The sequence below is a fragment of the Psychrobacter sp. NC44 genome, from assembly GCF_904846655.1.
GTDB lineage: Bacteria > Pseudomonadota > Gammaproteobacteria > Pseudomonadales > Moraxellaceae > Psychrobacter.
On sequence record NZ_CAJHBN010000019.1, the window covers coordinates 22,629 to 42,644 of the forward strand.

11 protein-coding genes and 1 tRNA gene are annotated in these 20,016 nt (G+C 42.0%); 5 read left to right on the top strand and 7 right to left on the bottom strand.

Annotated elements, in window-relative coordinates; translation table 11 throughout:
* Both JMX95_RS12210 and JMX95_RS12215 read right to left on the bottom strand, forming a co-directional pair.
* Positions 1-294 carry a cory-CC-star protein gene (locus tag JMX95_RS12210; RefSeq protein ID WP_193007426.1) on the bottom strand — a complete coding sequence of 98 codons (294 nt, stop codon included), beginning with the start codon at positions 292-294 and terminating at the stop codon, positions 1-3.
* Positions 295-406: 112 nt separating this feature from the next.
* Positions 407-2,086 (bottom strand): carbon starvation protein A, encoded by a 1,680-nt coding sequence (locus JMX95_RS12215; protein ID WP_055125815.1) that lies wholly within the window; start codon positions 2,084-2,086, stop codon positions 407-409.
* Between the two features lie 296 nt (positions 2,087-2,382).
* On the opposite strand from JMX95_RS12215, the gene JMX95_RS12220 reads away from it, so the two are divergent.
* Together JMX95_RS12220 and JMX95_RS12225 are read left to right on the top strand one after the other, a co-directional pair.
* On the top strand, positions 2,383-3,051 hold the full coding sequence (locus JMX95_RS12220) for a hypothetical protein (protein WP_055125814.1): 669 nt from the start codon (positions 2,383-2,385) through the stop codon (positions 3,049-3,051).
* Positions 3,052-3,153: 102 nt separating this feature from the next.
* Positions 3,154-3,717, top strand: coding sequence for a hypoxanthine-guanine phosphoribosyltransferase (locus tag JMX95_RS12225; RefSeq protein WP_045447249.1), 564 nt, complete (start codon positions 3,154-3,156; stop codon positions 3,715-3,717).
* Between the two features lie 80 nt (positions 3,718-3,797).
* Here the strand turns inward: JMX95_RS12225 and JMX95_RS12230 are convergent, their stop codons facing one another.
* The 4 genes from JMX95_RS12230 to JMX95_RS12245 all read right to left on the bottom strand — a co-directional run bounded on the left by JMX95_RS12230 (position 3,798) and on the right by JMX95_RS12245 (position 15,801).
* Positions 3,798-4,316, bottom strand: a complete 519-nt coding sequence (locus tag JMX95_RS12230; RefSeq protein ID WP_201560948.1) for a MepB family protein — start codon at positions 4,314-4,316, stop codon at positions 3,798-3,800.
* 37 nt (positions 4,317-4,353) lie between these two features.
* Positions 4,354-6,567 carry an exodeoxyribonuclease V subunit alpha gene (gene recD / locus JMX95_RS12235; RefSeq protein WP_201560949.1) on the bottom strand — a complete coding sequence of 738 codons (2,214 nt, stop codon included), beginning with the start codon at positions 6,565-6,567 and terminating at the stop codon, positions 4,354-4,356.
* 74 nt (positions 6,568-6,641) lie between these two features.
* On the bottom strand, positions 6,642-11,189 hold the full coding sequence (locus JMX95_RS12240; protein ID WP_201560950.1) for a UvrD-helicase domain-containing protein: 4,548 nt from the start codon (positions 11,187-11,189) through the stop codon (positions 6,642-6,644).
* A 76-nt stretch (positions 11,190-11,265) separates the two neighbouring features.
* Positions 11,266-15,801, bottom strand: coding sequence for an exodeoxyribonuclease V subunit gamma (locus JMX95_RS12245; protein WP_201560951.1), 4,536 nt, complete (start codon positions 15,799-15,801; stop codon positions 11,266-11,268).
* A 457-nt stretch (positions 15,802-16,258) separates the two neighbouring features.
* On the opposite strand from JMX95_RS12245, the gene JMX95_RS12250 reads away from it, so the two are divergent.
* The 3 genes from JMX95_RS12250 (at position 16,259) to JMX95_RS12260 (ending at position 17,787) form a co-directional block, all read left to right on the top strand.
* Entirely contained in the window at positions 16,259-16,780 is a 522-nt protein-coding gene (locus tag JMX95_RS12250) for a hypothetical protein (protein ID WP_198330917.1), read from the top strand.
* Positions 16,781-16,849: 69 nt separating this feature from the next.
* Entirely contained in the window at positions 16,850-17,647 is a 798-nt protein-coding gene (locus JMX95_RS12255; RefSeq protein ID WP_201560952.1) for a hypothetical protein, read from the top strand.
* Between the two features lie 67 nt (positions 17,648-17,714).
* A tRNA-Arg gene (locus tag JMX95_RS12260) sits at positions 17,715-17,787 on the top strand.
* 239 nt (positions 17,788-18,026) lie between these two features.
* Here JMX95_RS12260 and JMX95_RS12265 read toward each other — a convergent pair.
* A complete protein-coding gene (locus JMX95_RS12265) occupies positions 18,027-19,643 on the bottom strand; it encodes an NAD(P)/FAD-dependent oxidoreductase (RefSeq protein WP_201560953.1) in 1,617 nt (538 codons plus the stop codon).
* Between the last annotated feature and the right edge of the window lie 373 nt (positions 19,644-20,016).

Here is a 20,016-nt window from a genome sequence, read left to right on the forward strand (position 1 = left end):
CTAGCAGCAACCTACGTGGTCAAAAGGGCATCTATCCATACCCATTCTGGTATGCCATTCATGGAAGTTTTCTAAAAACAAAGGCTGCAACTCTAGCGTATAAAAGCTTGCCGGATTGTCGATACCTAAGCTTTCCGCAAACATGAGTAGCATGAAAAAATCTTCTTCATCACGCGCGGCGCGTGCCATTGTCTGACGATAAGGCGCATGATAAAACTCGTTTAACCCTGCCGCAAATCTTTGCCACCATGGCTCAATATTTTTTATAGGCTTTGTCATATCCGTGTTTTCCATAATCACTCTTCTTTTTCGGATGCTTATTAACTATCATGCCTATATGAGACAAAAAACGCCAGCAATTGCTGCTAGCGTTTTATCTGACATTTCATTAATTATTTAAGAGGGTTTAGAGATTACTTTTGCCTCTGTGTATCGACCATTCTTTACGGAGTACTGATAAACTCTCAAACGTTACTAAGATTGTGGCTATCAAGATAATGATATCCATAATAATAAGTAACCAGTTACCGTCATTGAAAAAGGTTTTTAGCTGAATCAATAACGCAAAAACCGTCATGACCAGTAAGAATGACAATGGCCCCAAGGTATACCACACAGGTCTGCCTTTACGTAACAATATAACGGTAACAATCATCAAGGTTAGTGCAGCCATTAGCTGATTCGTCGTGCCAAATAACGGCCAAATAATCATACCGCCAGCACCATCGATGCCACCAGCACCAAAGGCTAATAATAAACAGCTACCAACGGCAAGCAATGTTGCCACCACACTCTTATTCAGCACGGGCAGTTTATAAATCTCACCAAACTCTTGGAAGATATAGCGTTGCAGACGTACCCCAGTATCCATCGTAGTACCCGCAAACAATGCTGCCATTACCGTCAGCATCGTCTGTGATAAAACCATATCAATACCGACGCCTGCATTCAATATGGTCGCACCGCCATCAATAAAGGCACCAATAGAGCCGTCGCCAAATTTTTGATACACTGCTTGCCAGTCGCCAAGGGTTGCAAAGCCTGCTGTTGCCGCGAGTATCGCACCAAGTGCTAGCATGCCCTCACCCATGGCACCGAAGTAACCAACGAAACGTACATCTTCTTCTTTATCAATCTGCTTAGATGTCGTACCCGTTGCCACCAAACCATGAAAACCTGAGATTGCACCACAAGCAATGGTCACAAACAATAAAGGCACCATAGATGGCGTACCGATTGGCAATGCTGTGTTTATCGCTGGCGCGACAATATTCGGCGTCGCAATAAAGATGGCAGCGTATAACAAAATTAGACCGACAAATAACTGTAAGCCATTGATGTAATCGCGCGGCTGCAAGAGCATCCACACCGGTAATAAAGAAGCGATTGCCGCATAAGCAAACAAGATAATAATCCAAACGGCATTGTCAGGTAAGCCTAAGAATGTCTCAGGCAATACAACAGGGAACATAGGACCAAGGTAGATAAGTCCATATAAAGCCGTGACCCCAATAATTGATACCCAAACCAGATTCATCTTATAGCGATAAATACACTGACCGATGATAAAGGCGACTATCAAAGCCCCCCAAACAGGTAGCACAGCGGACGGGGTTTTTATCATCATATTAGCAATAGCGACACCAAATACCGCATTTACCATGAGTAATAATAAGAAGATAACGATCATCATCAAGCTACGTACACGTGTACCCATGACGGTACCGGCAATCGAGCCAATCGACTGACCTCGATTACGCATACTAGCCCAAATGGCTGACATATCGTGGACACCTGCCATAAAAATCGTGCCCAATACTACCCAAATGATAGCAGGCACCCAGCCCCAAATAACGGCAATGGCAGGACCAATAATCGGCGCTGCTCCTGCGACTGAAGTAAAATGATGTCCCCATAGCACGTATTTATTGGTGGGAATATAATCCACCCCATCTTTCATAGTATGCGCTGGCGTGGGGATACTGTTATCCAATGCCAAGATTTTAGTAGCGATAAATTTTGAGTAAAACAGATAACCGCAAAGCATCGCGGCAACAGCAAACACTAGCACGATTGCACTATTCATCTTATCTCTCCTTAGACAAGTAATAGGTAGCCTTATAAGTTCAAGCTTTTTAATTTAGAATATAAAAAATATGTTAAATTAGTCGGCGACTAGTGACTTAGCGCACCTGTCCAAAGGCTGTTTATAGAAGTACTGTGGTATCATCATCCATTAATAAGGCTTTGCATTCTATCGTTAGCACATGTCACTAGTCAGCATATGGTGAGTCTTTGACTGCAACCCATTTAGATACTAACTGATTTAACGACAAATGTAACGCTGGTTAAACATGAAAAACAACAAATAAAGGAAGCACCATGGCGCATTATTTTGGGTTTGTACCTTCAGATAAATTGAAAGCATTAATCATTGACGCTGAGCAAGTGATTGCCTCAAATGAGGAGGTGGAATACTACCCATATCGTGATGCCCTGACGCATCAAACAGCACGTGATCTAATCGACAATTTGTTGATTGGATTGGTAGATATTATTCCAAACCCTGAACGTCAAGCTTCGATGCGCAAAATTGTTGGCACAGTTGAAAAAGCAACAGATACGCTGCTTAACATCTTACTCGGTAAAGAGAATAACGAAGAAGTAATGCCAAGCTTTCATTTCTTGAGAGATCGGGCGACGTTTATTGATAATGAAGGTGTAAAACGAGTGGGTTTCAAATTATCTGATGCAGATGCGCAAACCATCGAAAAAGGCTTTGCTGCTATCACACCTGAGCAAGTAGATATGAAAGCATTTAAAACAGCGCTTGAAACCATGAATGAAGAGACATTGACTCATTTTATCAGCCGCTATGCTGAAACGCTGAAACTTGGCATGATTAAACGCAAAGCTGTCCCAGTTGCCAAAGCCGCCATTGATAAAGGCATGAGTATGGCCTTAAATAAGTTGCTACCCGACCTACCTGATCGCTCTTTAAATCGTTTAGCAAACTATTACCGCCCTTTCATCGTAGAAAAGCCGGAATAAATGCCAGTATTTGATTAATTTTGCCTCAAAAGACAGATGGTATTGGGCAAATTCACTAAAATTTGCTAAAATAAGCGGCACTTTTTACCGAAGGCGCACCCGATGACCCAAATCAGCAACCAAGAAATTGAAAAAACATTACGCAACTCAGAGTGCCTTATTAGTAGCATCGAAGTAGCCGCTGCTTATGAGCGCCTTGCCGCCCAGCTCAACCTACATTATGCTGGTTTAAACCCAATCGTTATGGTTGTTATGAATGGTGGACTTATTCCAGCTGGTCAACTTCTGACTCATTTGACGTTCTACCATCGCATGCATTATATTCATGCATCACGCTATCGTGATAATGCAGGCACCAATGAGCTAGATTGGAAATTCAAACCTGATGTTAGTATCGAAGGTGAGCATGTATTGCTGATTGACGATATTTTTGATGAAGGTATCACGCTAAAAACAGTTGTCGAAGAATTAAGCAAAGAAAAACCTTTATCACTTGAGTGTTGTGTGTTGCTTAATAAAGAGCATGATCGTAAAGTTGAAGATTTTGATGTTGATTTTGTCGGTATCAATGTTGCAGATCGTTATGTCTATGGCTGTGGTATGGATTTCCATGGTTACTTGCGTCATCTGCCTGGCATCTATGCCATCAAAGAAGACAAAGTTTAAGTTCTATATTTGAGTTCAAAAAAAGCATCCGATTTGGATGCTTTTTTATTGCTTAGATTTTGCACTTACTGTTAATTTTGCTACTCATACAAAGCCCGTATGTTTTCTGTAGGCAGTATGTTTGTACCAGTCACCACGAAGAAATAATCGAGTTGCCAATTCTGTGTTTTCTTAGCGGTATTACTGGTTGGCTTATCCCAGCTAGGATACACCCTGATACCCATCTTACCTTTTGTAAAGTGAGACTGAAGAATATGATGTCTAAGCAAGACATTTTTTGGAAAAACAAACTGCCCCAATGTATGGTTGTCTTTAAATGTCGTGATTACTAACAAGTCTGGTGACGAATCATATTGAAAAGGTTGATTAATACCTTTGGAATCCTTTTCCCAAAAGGTAACGAACTGCCCTACTTTAGTAGGTGTTTGTTTAGCTACTCTGAATCTAACTGTTTTGACAGTCAGTCTGTTCATTAATTCAAATGTACCAGCAGCATATTCTAGATTTTGTTGCTCTTCTTTAGTTGAAGCAATAATGAATTGGTTGGGTTTATAAATAATTTCATTAATATACTCTAGCACCGTATCAAAGGTATGCAACTCTAGTCCTCTTTTTATATTTCTGAGCATTTTTCTATTAACGCTGAGAAAACTGTAATGCCAAACCTGTATGGCGCTCAGTAGGTGTTTGAACAGCCTTTTCAAAAGCAGATTTTGTACTATATATGGTTACCTGTTTCTTAGCACGGGTCACCGCCGTATAAATAAGCTCTTTGCTTAGCAATCTAGCATGACTATTATCAAAAGTAATGGCAACGTGCTCAAACTCAGATCCTTGCGATTTATGAATGGTCATCGCATATGCGGTGGCAATCACCTCTTCATTTAGCAGGTTGACGGGAATCCCCTGTGTTTTATTCTCGAAAAAAACTTCTAATCGACTTCTTTCATCCGATGTTTGTAAGCAAAAACCAATGTCACCATTAAATAATCCTAACTCGTAGTTGTTTTGTAAAACCATCACAGGACGGCCATGGAACCATGTGTTTTGACCCAGTGGTAGCTTTAGTTCAGTTAGGTGCCATTGAGTGAGATAGTTATTAATGTAGTGATCGCCCCATTCACCATTATGACCAGCACTTAGAATTCTAAACTCATTAAATGTCTCCATTAATGATGTAATCGTATTTTTTACTGATTCTGGCATGGATTTTTCGATTGGATCTTTTAGGAGTTCTTTTACTTTACTTATATATTTGATATATTTTAGCGACATTTTTGAAATAATTTCCTTATTGCTTAGGCTATTTCTTGTCTTATTATCTTTAAACTCATTTGTTTGCAGCGTATTTACATATTGAAAACTCAAGGCTTCATCTTGCCTTAACAGCTGCCAGATGGCTTGCGTATCTACCTCTGCCTGATTAATTTGGGAGGCAAGTTTGCCAATACCTGATTCTGCACTAAACCTGCGGCTTTCGGTTAATTCTGCATGAATGGGTTGTAACAGTGGGATATGGCACAAGTCAGCCAATACTGCTCCTGCATCGACTGCTGCTAGTTGGTTCGCATCGCCTAGCAATATAAGCCTTGCACCTGGTTTCACTGCACTTACGAGATAATTAGCCAACTCGACCCCGAGCATCGACGCCTCGTCAACGATGATAATATCTTCGCCAAGTGGATTGTTAGTATCGTAGCGCGGTCTACCCGTCCGACCAATACCTAACAAACGATGGATTGTCTTAGCTTCTTGTAACTGTAGATCAATATCTGCTGCATCGAGAGCAGCTTGTAAAGATTCCTGCATGCGCTGGGCGGCCTTACCAGTTGGTGCTGCCAATGCCAGACTGGCACTATCTGTACTGAATCTAATATTTCCAGCCCTGTATCCCCCACTCTCTGTCGCTTGTTGCAGCGCAATGACTAACTGAGCCACGGTATAGGTTTTACCTGTACCTGGACCACCAGTAATAATACTAAATGCATTATTATTAGTCACATTAATAGCTGCTATCTGCTGATCGTTTAAATTTTTGGGTATTGATATATTTAGAGGGATTATCTGTTGATTTAAAATAGTATTAATGTGCTGTGCTAAGTTAAATTCTGCTTGCCATGCACGATGTAGCCAAAAAATTATTAATACTGCTGAACCTTCTGTTTTTCGACTGTCAACCTGTTTGTAAATAATAGGTTGATTTTTTTTGCTTAGGCTATTTAATTTATCGTTATTATTAATGCTACTATTAACCTCAGCTAACAAATTGTGTTCGTTAACTAGGCGCATAAAAAAACTTAAGTCCGTATTTTTCAATAAGTGATATAGTGTAGCAATCATGTCAAAACGCTTGGTTAGTACCTCTTTTTCGTGGTTGCTAAGCGCCAATTGCATCCACAGCTGATCTCTCTTATCAAATAGCGTGTCTAGCAATACGAATAGCGACCTTTCAGTTATAGAGTCATCTTCTGATTGCGTATTTAGTTTGCTATCTATCAGCGCAAAGATTGGCATTGCTAGCATCTCTAATAACTGTTGCTGCCAAGCATATAGCGTAACTGCCTCATCATTGATTTGACCTTGCAATGCTTCCTCATGCTCAGAGGACTCAATGGTCAATACAGTATGCCCCTCTTCCAAGTGAGTCGCTAACATAACGAATAGAGCGGTGAATAAATTACTTTCTTCTGTTTTATCGACTTGCTTACTATCAGTATTAGCTTTTGCATCCGTTGCCTTATACGCTAAATACGTTTGCTCGCGGCGTAGCAATATATAATCACTGATGTTACTAGCCCAGCTTTGTTGTAGCCCAATTACTGCCTTGCTCTCTTTTTTATTATTACTCATAGTATGCTTGTCTCTATGTTGAAATAGTTAATCGATATCATGTTTTTTAGCATTTAATCATTACTTATAACCTACTAGTTGGGCATGCCAAACAACGCATCTAGAGCCTTAATGAACTCAATTGGAATATCCCACGTCACTAATCCATAGCGGTCGTTGTGCATTGAGTGGCTATTATCAGCCTCTTTAACATCTTGTGATAGATCATCAGCTGCTTGAGAGTTGGGATCATACACACCTCGTAAAAAAACATACTCCACAGCGCCTAAATACTTATCTTCATTGCCTGCATAATCATGTATTCTCATTGAAAGGAATCGATGTAACGCTACTTGATAAATCGCTGCTTGTAGCCAGTACCCTGCCTTGGACATTGCTTGCTTAAGTGTATCTTCATTATAATCGCTTAGGCTATTTCCTAGAAAGTTGCTTTTATAATCGACAACGTAATACTTGCCAGCATGTTCGTACACTAAGTCAATTTCGCCGCGTAAATAACGATACAAATGCGCTTTGTTTTGCGGAATAAGAGTGACGTGTTTGTCCATCTCATTAGGGAGATATTGTTGGAAGAGTTTAGTGATATCCTGTACTTTAAATTTCTCTGACAACCCCATATTGAACTCTAACTCAGAAAACCGCTGACCTGCATTAAGAGAGTTTAATGGTTGATTGGAGGCCAATAGCGGCGCATGTAGCACCTCTTCAATCCAATTGATTAGTGCCTCATGCTTGGTAGCATCTATTGAAGCAAGATCAAGTGAACTAGTATTGAATGAACCGTCATCGCCTTGCTCTTGCTTCTTCGCTTGTGATCGACGGCCTTGCTGCTCAGCGCTACTATAAACTAGAGGCAGTTGATAGCTGCTGATCGCTCTATCAATAACCTGAGACCACTGCGCTTTATTGTTGAAATCAATTTTTTCAAATATCTCATGCAAGAACGTACCCGCATTAGCACCTTTCACAAAGGTAAAGCGGACATCATCCTCTGATTTGAGGCTTAGTTCACTGTCTTGTTCGAGAGACTCTTTGCTATTAAGTGAATGGAGATCTGAAACTGAAGACTCTGTCATATCGATGTCTATCGCATCATCAATACGCTCATCCATTATCGCCATTGTTTGTGTAGATTCATCGAGCTGACGTGCCAAAGCGGTAAAGCTGGTCTTAGCCCAACCATAAAAATAATTGGTTTTCATAACCTCTGCAAAAGGCGCATACTCAATAGTCTCTGTGGCAGGCTTATGAGCACTTGACTTGGTAAGAGCGAGCTGAACATTGTCATTTACGCCTGCTGATTTAGTATCGTTGCTTGCGTAATTCTTGTCGTAGAACTCATTGACCTTATGCCCTCTGAGCATGCCTATCGTACCTTTGAGTCTATCAGGCAACTCAAATTTCGCTTCTGGTGATTCAAACCAATAAAACACCGGCTTTAACTCAAATCCTGTTTTATTGTTAGGATCTCGCAGCACGACATAAAGCTGCTCACTGGCACGAGTAAATGCCACATAACCAAGCCGTCGCAGCTCATCGAAATCTTCCCGCGTTTCGATATTGGTGTAATAGTCCTCTGTAGTCGCTGAGCCTTTTAAGGATGAGAAGCGGCGCTGGTTTCCCGTTGATTCACTATCTATCGAATGATAAACTTCTGTCGACTTATGCACTAGCGCTGAAGGCGCTTGTTGGGCATTGTACAAGTACAACCCGTAGTCTTCCTTATTCCCAGACTTCCTACTGGCATCACCCATTCCCAATACATAGACAATGGGGAACTCAAGTCCTTTGGACTTATGAATGGTCATCAACTGTACGCCAGATTCTGTAGGCAGTGGATATTGCTTAGCCCAATCACTGTTAGGGGCAGCATCTATATTTTGTCTAAACCAAGCCAATAGTTCATGCTCACCCATACCTAGGCCATACTGCGCCAAGATATCCATCACATGACGCAAATCCATGATATGACGATCGCCTTCTGGACGAGCCGCTAGCGCTTGCCAAACGCCTTGTGGCTGTATGGGATTTTTATCTAACAAGTAATGCAATGCCGACAAGATGCCAAAGTGCTGCCAACGTTGTGCGCCTTCTTTTAGATAAGTAATAAAGTCTTGATAGCTCTTTTTATTATCAGTAGCCTCATTAACTGAGGTATCCTTAGAATTAGAGTTGTGTGAATGGGAGCTCGTTGTACTACTGCCCTCAGTAATGCCTGACTCATGATCCGTCATCATGGCTTTGATGTTTTTAATACTCAGTCCATATAGATGACTGGTCAACACCCGATTAATCATGTCATGACGATACGGATATAGCATGGCACTCAGCAGCGCCGCCACATCTTCTGCCATGATGGTTTCAAAGATACTGACATCACTGGTAGTTAAGGTCGGTACATTAAGCTTAACCAACTCATCCTCAACCCGCTTTAAGTCTTTTTTGGTACGTGCCAGCACGCCGATATCACTGGGCTGGATAGGCTTGCCTTTTAAGGTCTGATCACTACTAAGCAAAGTCGCAATATGACGCGCCGTGATTTCATGCTCATCGTACTCAAGCTCTTTGTCTTTATCATAAGGTAAGTGTAAGACGCTCACTGGCTGGGCAGAGAGCACCTCAGTCACTAAGGTAGTGCTGTGAGCGTCTGGTTCATTAAACCAAGACAGCTGATTTTCTGGTTTTGCCGCTTTGATATGCTGGTAATAAATACCTGCGCCTAATTGAGCTAACTTATTCTCACCAGTGGTTGCATCAGCCATGCCGAACCAACAGTTTAGGGCATTAATCACACCAGCATTTGAGCGTCGGTTAATATCGAGCGTCCAAAGCGTGCTTTTATCAAATTGAGCTTTCATGTAGTTATAGTTAGCCACATCGCCACCACGAAACCCATAAATAGCCTGCTTAGGGTCACCAACCAATAGCAGGAACTCATGGCTGGCTTTTTTAGTAGCTGACTGTTTATCATTATCAGCAACCTTGCCCTTTTTCTTTGGCAAATAAATGCTTTCAATCATAATGGCTTGTGCGCCATTGATATCTTGCGACTCATCAATCAACGCCACAGGATAGTGGTGACGGATATAACGTGCCAGCTTCTCTCCTTGACGACCAGTTAATGCTTGGTTTAAACGCACCATTTGCAGGCTAAAGGTAGTCTCACCACGCTCTTCCAAAATAATTGGTAGCCTGTCACGTACCGCCAGCACGATATGACGATTAAGATTGGCTAAAACAGTCACTATGTATTCATCGAGCTTTTTGCTTTCTTCAATATAGCGTTTAAAGTCACGAACGACCTGCGACTCATTAAATATCAGATTAACTCTTTCGCCATCTTTTGGTTTATAGAATTGTTTGCCTACGTCATCAGTTTTCTGAAAAGCTTGTATTAACTTTCCTGTATAAGTTTTTGCGTCTGATATAAATTTGTAAGCGGCTGGACCAAAATCTTTTAATGCTTGAATGATTTTCGGCCAAGAGTCTCTATTATTTTGTAGCTGTCCTTTGGGAACGTCATAGTACTCGCCGTCAGGTTTAAAAAAGATATCAAGCTCATCGCTGCGCCCAATGATAGTATTTATAAGCCGCTCATAGCCCTCAAACGAAAAGTCATTTACTACAATCTCATCAATCGGCGCAGAGATAAAATTAAGCGATCGAGTCACATATTTTTTATGATCACTCACGGCAGTCAGCTTACCTTGCTGATCCATTAGCGCGTAAAGTTTAGGCTGCTCATAATACAAACGGCTCTGAAATTGACGTAGCTCATCATGAACAATGCTGTCAGTCACCTGTTCAATACTGCTGTCTTCAATAATCCCCATGCCCTGCTGGTGACCCGTCTCGCTGCTGTACTCCGTCAACCATTTTTGCGCCAAGCTATCGAGCGTACCCACAAACAGTTTATCCAACGTGGTTAAAACCAGTGCGGTACGCCTGATAGCTTCCGTCATTGGATAGCTGTACACGTGATCCAGCAAATAACCGACGAGATGCAGGTTAATGGGATCTTGCATGATGCCATCTAAGCGCACATATTTAGCCTGTGCTACCAACCAGTCTTCACGGTCTTTTTTTGCTTGTACACGCTTTGTGGCAGCAGCTTGCTTATCAGTAGCAAGGTCTTGGTTTAACTCATCAGCGCCTATCTCAGTATTTAAATCCGTACTTGATTGTTTGCCCTCTTGTTTATCCTTATCGCTTTCAGGCATCACCTGCAATATATTGGGATACAAAGCCTCCTTATTACTGATGTCAGCACTTAAACTGTTGACCCACTGCAATAATTGATAAAAATCCACCAAACGATCATGAATACGCTGACGCATCTCAGCGGCAGCGGCTCGCGTAAAGGTAGTAGCAATAATTTGCTCTGGCGCACGTCGTGCTTCAATTAGCAGGCGCAATACAATGCCTGTTAGCGTCCAAGTTTTACCAGTACCAGCAGACGCTTCAATCAGGTGCTTGCCCGTTAGGTCAACATCAACTGCTGGTATCACATCAGCCTTACGCTCACTCATAGGATCTGAGTGAGGCGCATCTGAGTGCTCATCGAATAAATGTGGCTGTGTAGAAAGTTCAATGATATTGGTTAGATCAGTCAAGTCTGTCATATGGGCGCATACTTTTAATTATTATTTATTAAAACAAGATAGCAAAAATTAATTAGAGGCTGTTCTAGATAATGGGCTAGCCATCTAAGTCAATTAACGCAGTAAACATCGGCTCGTACAATGGTCGCGCCAAGGTGGTCAACGCGTCTGACAAAGCCTTAAATCCATCTTGATCACGTAGTACATATTGCCAAATGGCATGCTGAGAGCAAGTATCATATACTGTGTCTGTATGATAGCCAGACCGTAACCAATCTGAAAAGTCTGCTCGTTTTAGCCAATAACTGCCGCCTTCACTATCTTCAGATTTTGAACACTGATCAAGGTAATTGAGTGCATATTCTGGTAATAACGTGATAGGTACTAGACCTGTTAACTTACCAAAAACAGCCCATTTTATCAGCTCAATCACAGCATCTTCATACACAATGGGGCTTAGCTTAAATGCGATTACTTTGTCATATTTTTTGATTTGCGAGCTAGGCTTATTAAAGCGCCAAATACTCACGCCATCATTTAATACCACTTGCTCAGCAGTGGTACGTCTGACCACTTGCCAATACAAATGTGATAACCAAAATTTGAGTAAATGCCTAGGACTGGCAGAATTGGGCAATATGTTTAACCACTGCTTAGGTGATTGCTGAGCATAAGGCATGCCCGCCTGAATATGAGAGTGGCTATCATGCGCATCTATCGGCACTGCTGTTGGTAATGATACTGGTGCTAATATGGGTACTGAGCCTTTTATTTTAATGGCTTTAGGCAACAACTTGAGCAGCGTTTCTACCTCTTCGATATCTGCTTGGCTTTTTGACTCGTTATTAATACTATTTAGCAAGTTTGCCAGCTCTATCTGGACAGGATGCTCGGCGGTTGGCGTTAGTAGCTGCAAACCTGTCGTACCCTCTGCTCCATCTTCATTAGGTACAATATTTTCGCCAAAACCATTAGCTATTAACTGCTCTTTAAATTCCAAACATTGCTGTTGCAGTTTTTGTTGTTGATTGGGTAATGTAGTTTGGCGAGCGACACCAGCGGGCATAATTTTTTGATACATCAGGATTGGAGTGGAACTTTCAGCAGTTGTATCACCGCCATTGGCCTTACTCTCATCGGCGACCAATTGCTTAATCAAATGATCTTTGATTTGATAGGTAGTCAAACTGTCTAAAAATAATGGCTCTTGATGTGATAGTGCTTCTTCACCTTGCACCACATGCACCTTCTGAGACCGTAAGAACGCTTTGGCAGGATGGCGTACTTGGTAAGCCAGCACCCCTTCAATGTCTATCTCTCCAATATCAAACACAGTATCAGATAAATTCTGGATGAGCGCCTCTGTCATGCTACTACCATTGCTAGTATCAACTACCGTATCTAGCGCTAGCATATCAGCCAATGCAGACAAGGTTTGATTGTCTACTTGACCTAATTGTCCCAAGCCTTGACCTAGCACCTGAGCAATTGACTCATACTGTGCTCTTGTGGGTAGGCCAACCAGTTGCATAGGCTTACTAGCCACTCGCCCTTTCAATGTATCAAACACCGCTTGCCAAAGCGGCGCAGGTGGAAACTGTTTTTTCTGAGCCAGCTTGGTTTTACGCATCGCTGTATTTAATAAAGCATCCAGTTCATCAATCATATCAACAGGGCTTGCATCCTGAGCATTGATATTAACGTTGGCATTAGCATTGCCATCAATATCAGTAGACGCTTGCTCAAAAATATCAGCGCCTTCAGTTTCGGTCTCAAACAGACTCTCATGGAAAGGCAGAGCAGGATGCTCAGTCACTAACCACTGCTTAATCAATTTAGGCAAATAGCGCTTGAGACTCTCGGTAGTGGGATCAATATTCTCAGGCAATGTATCCAGCGAATTCACCTGCCACTGCACCTCACCTTGCAAAAACTGTAGCAATTCGCTTACTGGGTTGGCTGGCAGGTGCTCGTGGGTATCCGTCAGGCTTTGACCGTTGTAGAACATCCAACAAGCACTGCGCGCGCATAACAGCGCATCTAAAAATGCGCCATTATCATCGTCCTCACTGACTCTGTCACCACGACGTGAGTTAGTCGCTTTCATCAAATCATAGCGGTTATCACGGTCACGCCCAGGGAACTCTGAGAGATCCATGTTGAGCATGACCACCAACTCAAAAGGAACGTTTCTTAAGGCACCAAACTTACCAAAGGTAATCACCCCAGTCGGCTCCGCACTGACTTGCTGACTCTCAAGCTCGTTTTCGATACTGTCTAACATAAAGCTTAATTTAAGCGGTAGTTGCTCTACACCTGCTAGCCTCTGCTCTACTTCTCTGTTGGCGCTATCGCCACTGGAGTACTGTCTGTAGTGACGATTGGCTCGTAGACTTGACTTAAAGCCATTCATCGCATTGTAGATGGCTCGCATGGTACGTGTTTGATCCACATCACCAAAGTAACGATGAATCACTTGTCTCTCAATCTGATCGAGCCAGTCTTCCGCTTTCATTTTTTTTGTATGGTCATCCCTTCGTGCGACCAAACCGGTATAAATGCGGCAAAGCGCTTCAACAATCAACGCATCATTTAGGCTCACTTGTGGTAACGGTAAGGTCATTTCTGGTAAGGCAGTGCTTGGCCATTCATCTTCATTTAGAGCATATAAGCAATCACTCAACTCAGCCTCTGGCATGACCAGACCTAGCGTCAATCTGTCTAACGCTTGCGCAAAGCTAAAGCGATAGTCATAGTCATTACTATCTAACGTTTGCTTAAGATGCAGCTCGTCAAAACCACGAATAAAGCCTGCCTCTACCAACAAATCACAGCCACGGCTCATTTGCTCATGAGTCAGTCCAAAGCTTTCAAACAAGGGCGGCAACATCAACCAGTCTAAGACTTCAGCTGCTTCAAAACGAGCGCTATGACTACCCAATAGTTTGTAAAAACCGATAATGGCTTCCCATAACTGGCGAATATCGGCATCAACAACACCTGTCACTTTAGCAGGCAAAGTCAAACCGTCTTGACCCTTACCATTGACGAAGATAGAACCAATCAGCGCATGATGGCGCTCGACATCGGGTAGCAGCACAACAATGTCAGATATATGACGTTTCTTTTCACCAAGCTTGATAGGTTCATTTAACCAGCGACCAATCATAATACGCAACACTTCAAGCTGGCGCTGCAAACTATGACACGAATGAATGCTTAGGCTATTATCTTGGGAAGAAATTGCCCAAAAACGGTCTATCTCAAAACGCTTATTCTCTAACGCTTCATCTTCATACCAAGCTGTCTCTTGTTTATCCTCATCAAAACTTGACTCTATTTGCTGGCTTACCGCTTGCGAGACTGTAGCAGCCGTTGCTTGCTGAGTCGATTGCTCATCAAGCATTAACACATCGTTCTGTAAACGCTTTAACAAACTTGGACTATTCTGAGCGCTACTAGCATCATAGATATACTCAGCAGCAACCCCATTATTAGAACCAATGCTCAGCGTATCATCAAAATTATCTTGCCATTCAACCAGTGCATCGTCGTACTGCTCATTACCCGACAAGTTGGCAAGCATGGCAAAAGCATCGCGCGACTGCTTGCCTAAACGTGATAGCAAACTGTGACCATAATCACGCAAAAACACGCTTTCAGGGTTAATAATCTGTTGGCGCTGTAACCATGATTTATCGACGATATCGGCCCAAAACAGCTTTGACGGATTATAATGTAATAGCGTGATATTCATGTACTTCGATAAGCGCTGTAAAAAATCAAGCTCGGTCTGTGGCAACTGTTGAATGGTAAAAATGCGCAGTACTTTGGGCAACTGAGCACGCTCATTCGCCTTATTATCTTTCAAAGCCGACCAGAAGACATCTTCAAGTGCCACACGGTGTAGATGAACGTCAGCAAACAAATGCGACCACAAAAATCGTTGCGCCGCCTCTAACTCAACATAATGCTCCACCAGCCATTCAGGCGTGCCGCGCGCATATTTATCAAAACGCAGTGACAGTGCATCTTTATCTGCTATCAACTCATCTACATTTAGCGGTTTGTTATACGACCATAACGCCAACCAATCCTCACGGTGAGTCAAATAGCGGTTAAACACTCTTGCCAAATCGCTTGCCAGCTGCCAAATACGGGCATCTTGTTGCGCCTTATCCTGTTGTAAGCTGTCTTGTTGAGCACTTGCCTGTGGGTCATCAATCAAAGATGCCAATAGCGGATTGACTGGGTGTTTCTCATCTGCAACAATCGACTCTTGATAGTAAGTCAAATACCCAAACAATCGCCACTGCATGACCGTTGGTGACAACACCGCCACTTCTGGCACATTTAGGGTTGCCGCTTCAGGGTCATTCTCTAACAAATACGCGTTATGGCGGGTTAACACATCCTGCATGAGCGTCCACTGATACTGACCCCAAAACTTAGTACGTACCAAGGTACTAATCCCAGCACGACTGGCAATGGTTTTGTCCAACCAATCGCCCAATACCATTGACGGCACAATAACAATAAAAGGCTCAAAAACAGGCTGATCCTTAGACTGATATTGCACAAGCAGTTGATCAACAAGGTTTTCGGTGCGGTGCGATTGAATAATGGTAAACATAGAGGATAGTCTGATTGAAGTTATAATATGAGTGATAGTGTGATGTAGACGGTCGTGAATGCCTGAAATGGAATAACATTTGCGTTAACTCTCTAATGCATATTGATGGCTGCTAAGGAATACCACGAAGGATACTCACCAATCTATGTTTCGCGGTCGTTACTACAATGTATTTCTGCTAGCATGGCTGTCATAAACACGATGCAAATGACAACAACGATTAACTATCATTGCATCATCAGTGATTATTTATAACAATCATAAAATAGGCTGCTGATTAGTGTGCCATCGATAGCTATCGTTTACTAGTATATGTGCCACTATTATAATATCTTACGACAGATAGTGTCGCATTGATAAGTCTCATATTTACGAATAGAGAAGTCAGTGCTGTTGTCAGATTAATTGCTGTAATTTTTATGTCCATAACCCTTTTTTAACGGAATAACTTAATACTATGCCCTTGCGTCCCATTGATGCCATTTTCGTTCATCCTAAACGACGTTTATATGTTGTATACTATCGCGGTGAATTATGGCAATTGCCACGTATGAAAATTGACGACAGATCGTGGCAAAACAGACAGCCCTATACTGATGATAGTCGCTCGCTTTATTTGAGCATCCATCAAGCCATTAATGACCCCATACTTGCACAAAAACTGCGAACATTGAATCTGCCTGTCGCAGTGCGTGGGAGCACGCTGCCACGCTTTGAAGCATGGTGGGAAGCCCATGGTTTTGAATGGCTTAAAGACAAGCTTACGATGGGCGAATCGCCATTGGCTGCGCACCAAATAAAAGCCATTGACAATGATGTTACCTCCCCCTCAAACGATCAACCTGTGCTATCCAATCAAAATAGTACAATTAGTCATAAGAATACTAGCGAGAAAAAACTTTTACCTGATTCAGAAACCGATGTTTTTGCAGATATGCTTGCGGACTTAGCAGATGAAGTGTTACACCAACAGCTTTAAAAATAATACGTTATACACCGCATTTTATGTAAACTTGACACAAACCCATTAAGAGAAGAGCAGTAACATATGAGAGACTACAAGCTGCTACTGGCTGGGCTAATTTTACTGCTGCTGATAATCTTTATTGCAATCTTTACGTGGTTATGGAGCAATAACCGTAAAAATATAGACCCCCTACCGATCATGGCAAATGCAAATGAGCCGTCAGCCGCCACTCAAGACGAGGTAAACACCCTCACCGACAGTACTCTGTATATAAAGGCTGAAGAGGATTTACAAGCACCCTTGGACGATATCATCGTTAGCTTCGAATCTCGTTATCCTCATGTGCAGGTTGTGCCAAGTTATGTACCCGCCAGCGACCTCTTAACCTTATCAAACGCCAATCCTAGCGATAATGAACGCTCAGAATTAGGCGCTGATATAGACATGATCATCGCTAACGACAGCCTATCTGCAGACCGTCTGACACCATTACAAGCAGAGCTAAAAACGTCTCAAGGTAAGATAAACCAAGACAAAGAAAATATCAGCAATACTGATGATAAAAAAGTAGATACTGCTGAGACTGGTGCCATTGAGACTGACAATGCGGAGGCACGTACCCTAAATTCTTTCAGCTATGCATTGAGAGACAAGCAAGCGCTTGAAGGGGTTATTTTGACAGAGAATACTGCTGCTATTAACTTTCGTAATTTTTTACTTTCGAGTACCGGACAAGATATATTAGAAAAGTACGATTATTATAATATCGAAGGTTATAAAAACAGTGTAAATGACTTGTTTAATCCAACATCACGTGCACAAAAAGCAGCAAATACCAACACTGTGAATGTCGCTGACGCCTTGAGTAATGGCAAGTAATGATAAAATCTTTATATTTTGTTGATTGCTTTTATGAGCGATTTTTCCTACAATGTTATTCCAAAATGCGCCTATAGCTCAACAGGATAGAGCAGTTGCCTCCTAAGCGATCGATCGGGGTTCGAGTCCCTGTAGGCGCACTATCAAACATTGTCAAAAGTAATCAAAAGACCTCACAACCTACCAGTTGCGGGGTTTTTTAATGTATTAGCATATCGCATCATAACATTGCATAACTTACGATGCATTGTCATACAGCATACCTTCAACACACAAAAAAGCCTTTCACGCTTTATATTTCATAGCTTGAAAGGCTTTATCAATCGCATGCTTTTATCTAAGTGAGCGTTTTAATATTGGAGTTCACCTAAAGCCGCTCTTACTCTAGGTTCAACATCGATTTTGCCACGGCTTCTGCCACTTTAATACCATCAATCCCTGCTGATAATATGCCGCCTGCGTAGCCAGCACCTTCGCCTGCAGGGAATAAGCCTTTGGTGTTAATGCTTTGAAATTCTTTATTGCGTTTAATGCTGATGGGTGACGATGTTCTGGTTTCTACGCCAGTGAGTAACCCATCATCAGATGAAAATCCTTGGATTTTTTTATTAAATGCTGGAATGGCTTCACGTATGGCATCTACGGCAAAGTCTGGCAGTGCCTTGCTTAAGTCGGTTAAGGTAATGCCTGGTGTGTAAGAGGGTTTTACATCGCCTAATTCTGAGTCTGGTTTACCTTTTAAGAAATCGCCAATCGTTTGCGCTGGTGCACTGTAATCTTTGCCGCCTAATTCAAACGCTAAGGTTTCTAGCTGTCTTTGTAAGTCGATACCAGCAAGAGGATGGTTTGGGTAATCTCGCTCTGGGTCAATGCCTACAACAATAGCACTGTTGGCGTTACGCTCGTTTCTTGAATATTGGCTCATGCCATTAGTGACAACACGACCTTCTTCTGATGCGGCGGCAACCACGGTTCCGCCTGGACACATACAGAAGCTATAGACAGAACGACCATTTTTACAATGATGAACCAGTTTGTAATCCGCAGCGCCAAGTATCTCGTTTCCAGCATTGTCACCAAAGCGTGCTTGGTCTATGGTTGACTGTTTATGTTCAATCCTAAAACCAATCGAGAAAGGTTTTGCTTCAACATACACGCCTTTATCATGGATCATTTGGAAGGTATCACGGGCGCTATGACCAACAGCAAGAACAACATGGTTGGTTTTTAAGGTTTCGCCAGTATTAAGGGTCACGCCAGTTACTTTTGAGTCAGTGATGTGCAAGTCGTCTACGCGAGTCGCAAAACGGACTTCACCACCAAGCGCTATAATCTCGGCACGCATTTTTTCTACCATAGTGACTAACTTATAAGTACCTATGTGCGGTTTACTGACAAATAAAATCTCATCTGGTGCGCCAGCTTTTACAAATTCAGTCATGACTTTACGGCCATAATGATTGGGATCTTTCACTTGGCTATATAATTTACCGTCAGAGAAGGTACCTGCTCCGCCTTCACCGAATTGTACGTTAGATTCTGTGTTTAATTTACGCTGACGCCAAAAGCCAAAGGTGTCTTTGGTGCGTTGTCTGACTTCATTACCACGTTCAATGATAATAGGTTTAAAACCCATTTGAGCCAGGGTAAGTGCTGCTAATAAACCACAAGGTCCAAAACCAATAACAACAGGACGCTCAGTTAAATCTTTTGGTGCTTCACCTACATATTTATAACTGGTGTCTGGTGTTGCCTTAACATGGTTGTCTGACTCAAACTGAACCAGTAAATCATTGGTCAAATTCGAATCGGTCAGTGTGATGTCTAGCGTATAAATTAATTGGATATTTCTTTTATTACGAGCATCATAACCACGTTTAAACATCACAAATGACGCCATTTGCTCAGCAGAAATTTTAAGTTTTGTCGTTATAGCAGTCGTTAGATCTTCAGGTACATGATTTAATGGCAATTTAATTTCAGTTAAACGTATCATTGGTTACTCATAAACTAGTGTAGAAAACAGTCTCGCATTTTACTGGTACTGATACAAATAAGCGAATAAATATTTTACTTACGCAGGGTAAATTTATGGTTTCTTCAGCATAGATCAGCACCCTATTATAAAAACTAAATGTCAGACTTCATCCCAAGCTAGCTACCAAGCGTAATGGCTAACGTGCTTTAGCTAAAAAAACTTATCTTTAGTTGCGTTAATATCATTTAGTACGTTTGCTTCTTAATTTCCTTCTGTTCACACTTTCTGAACTCAAAAAAACATCGCTTCTGATATCGTCATATTTTATACCGCTTTAGCATTTCTTAACCAGACATAAATGGTGCATAGAAAATCATAAAAACCATCATGG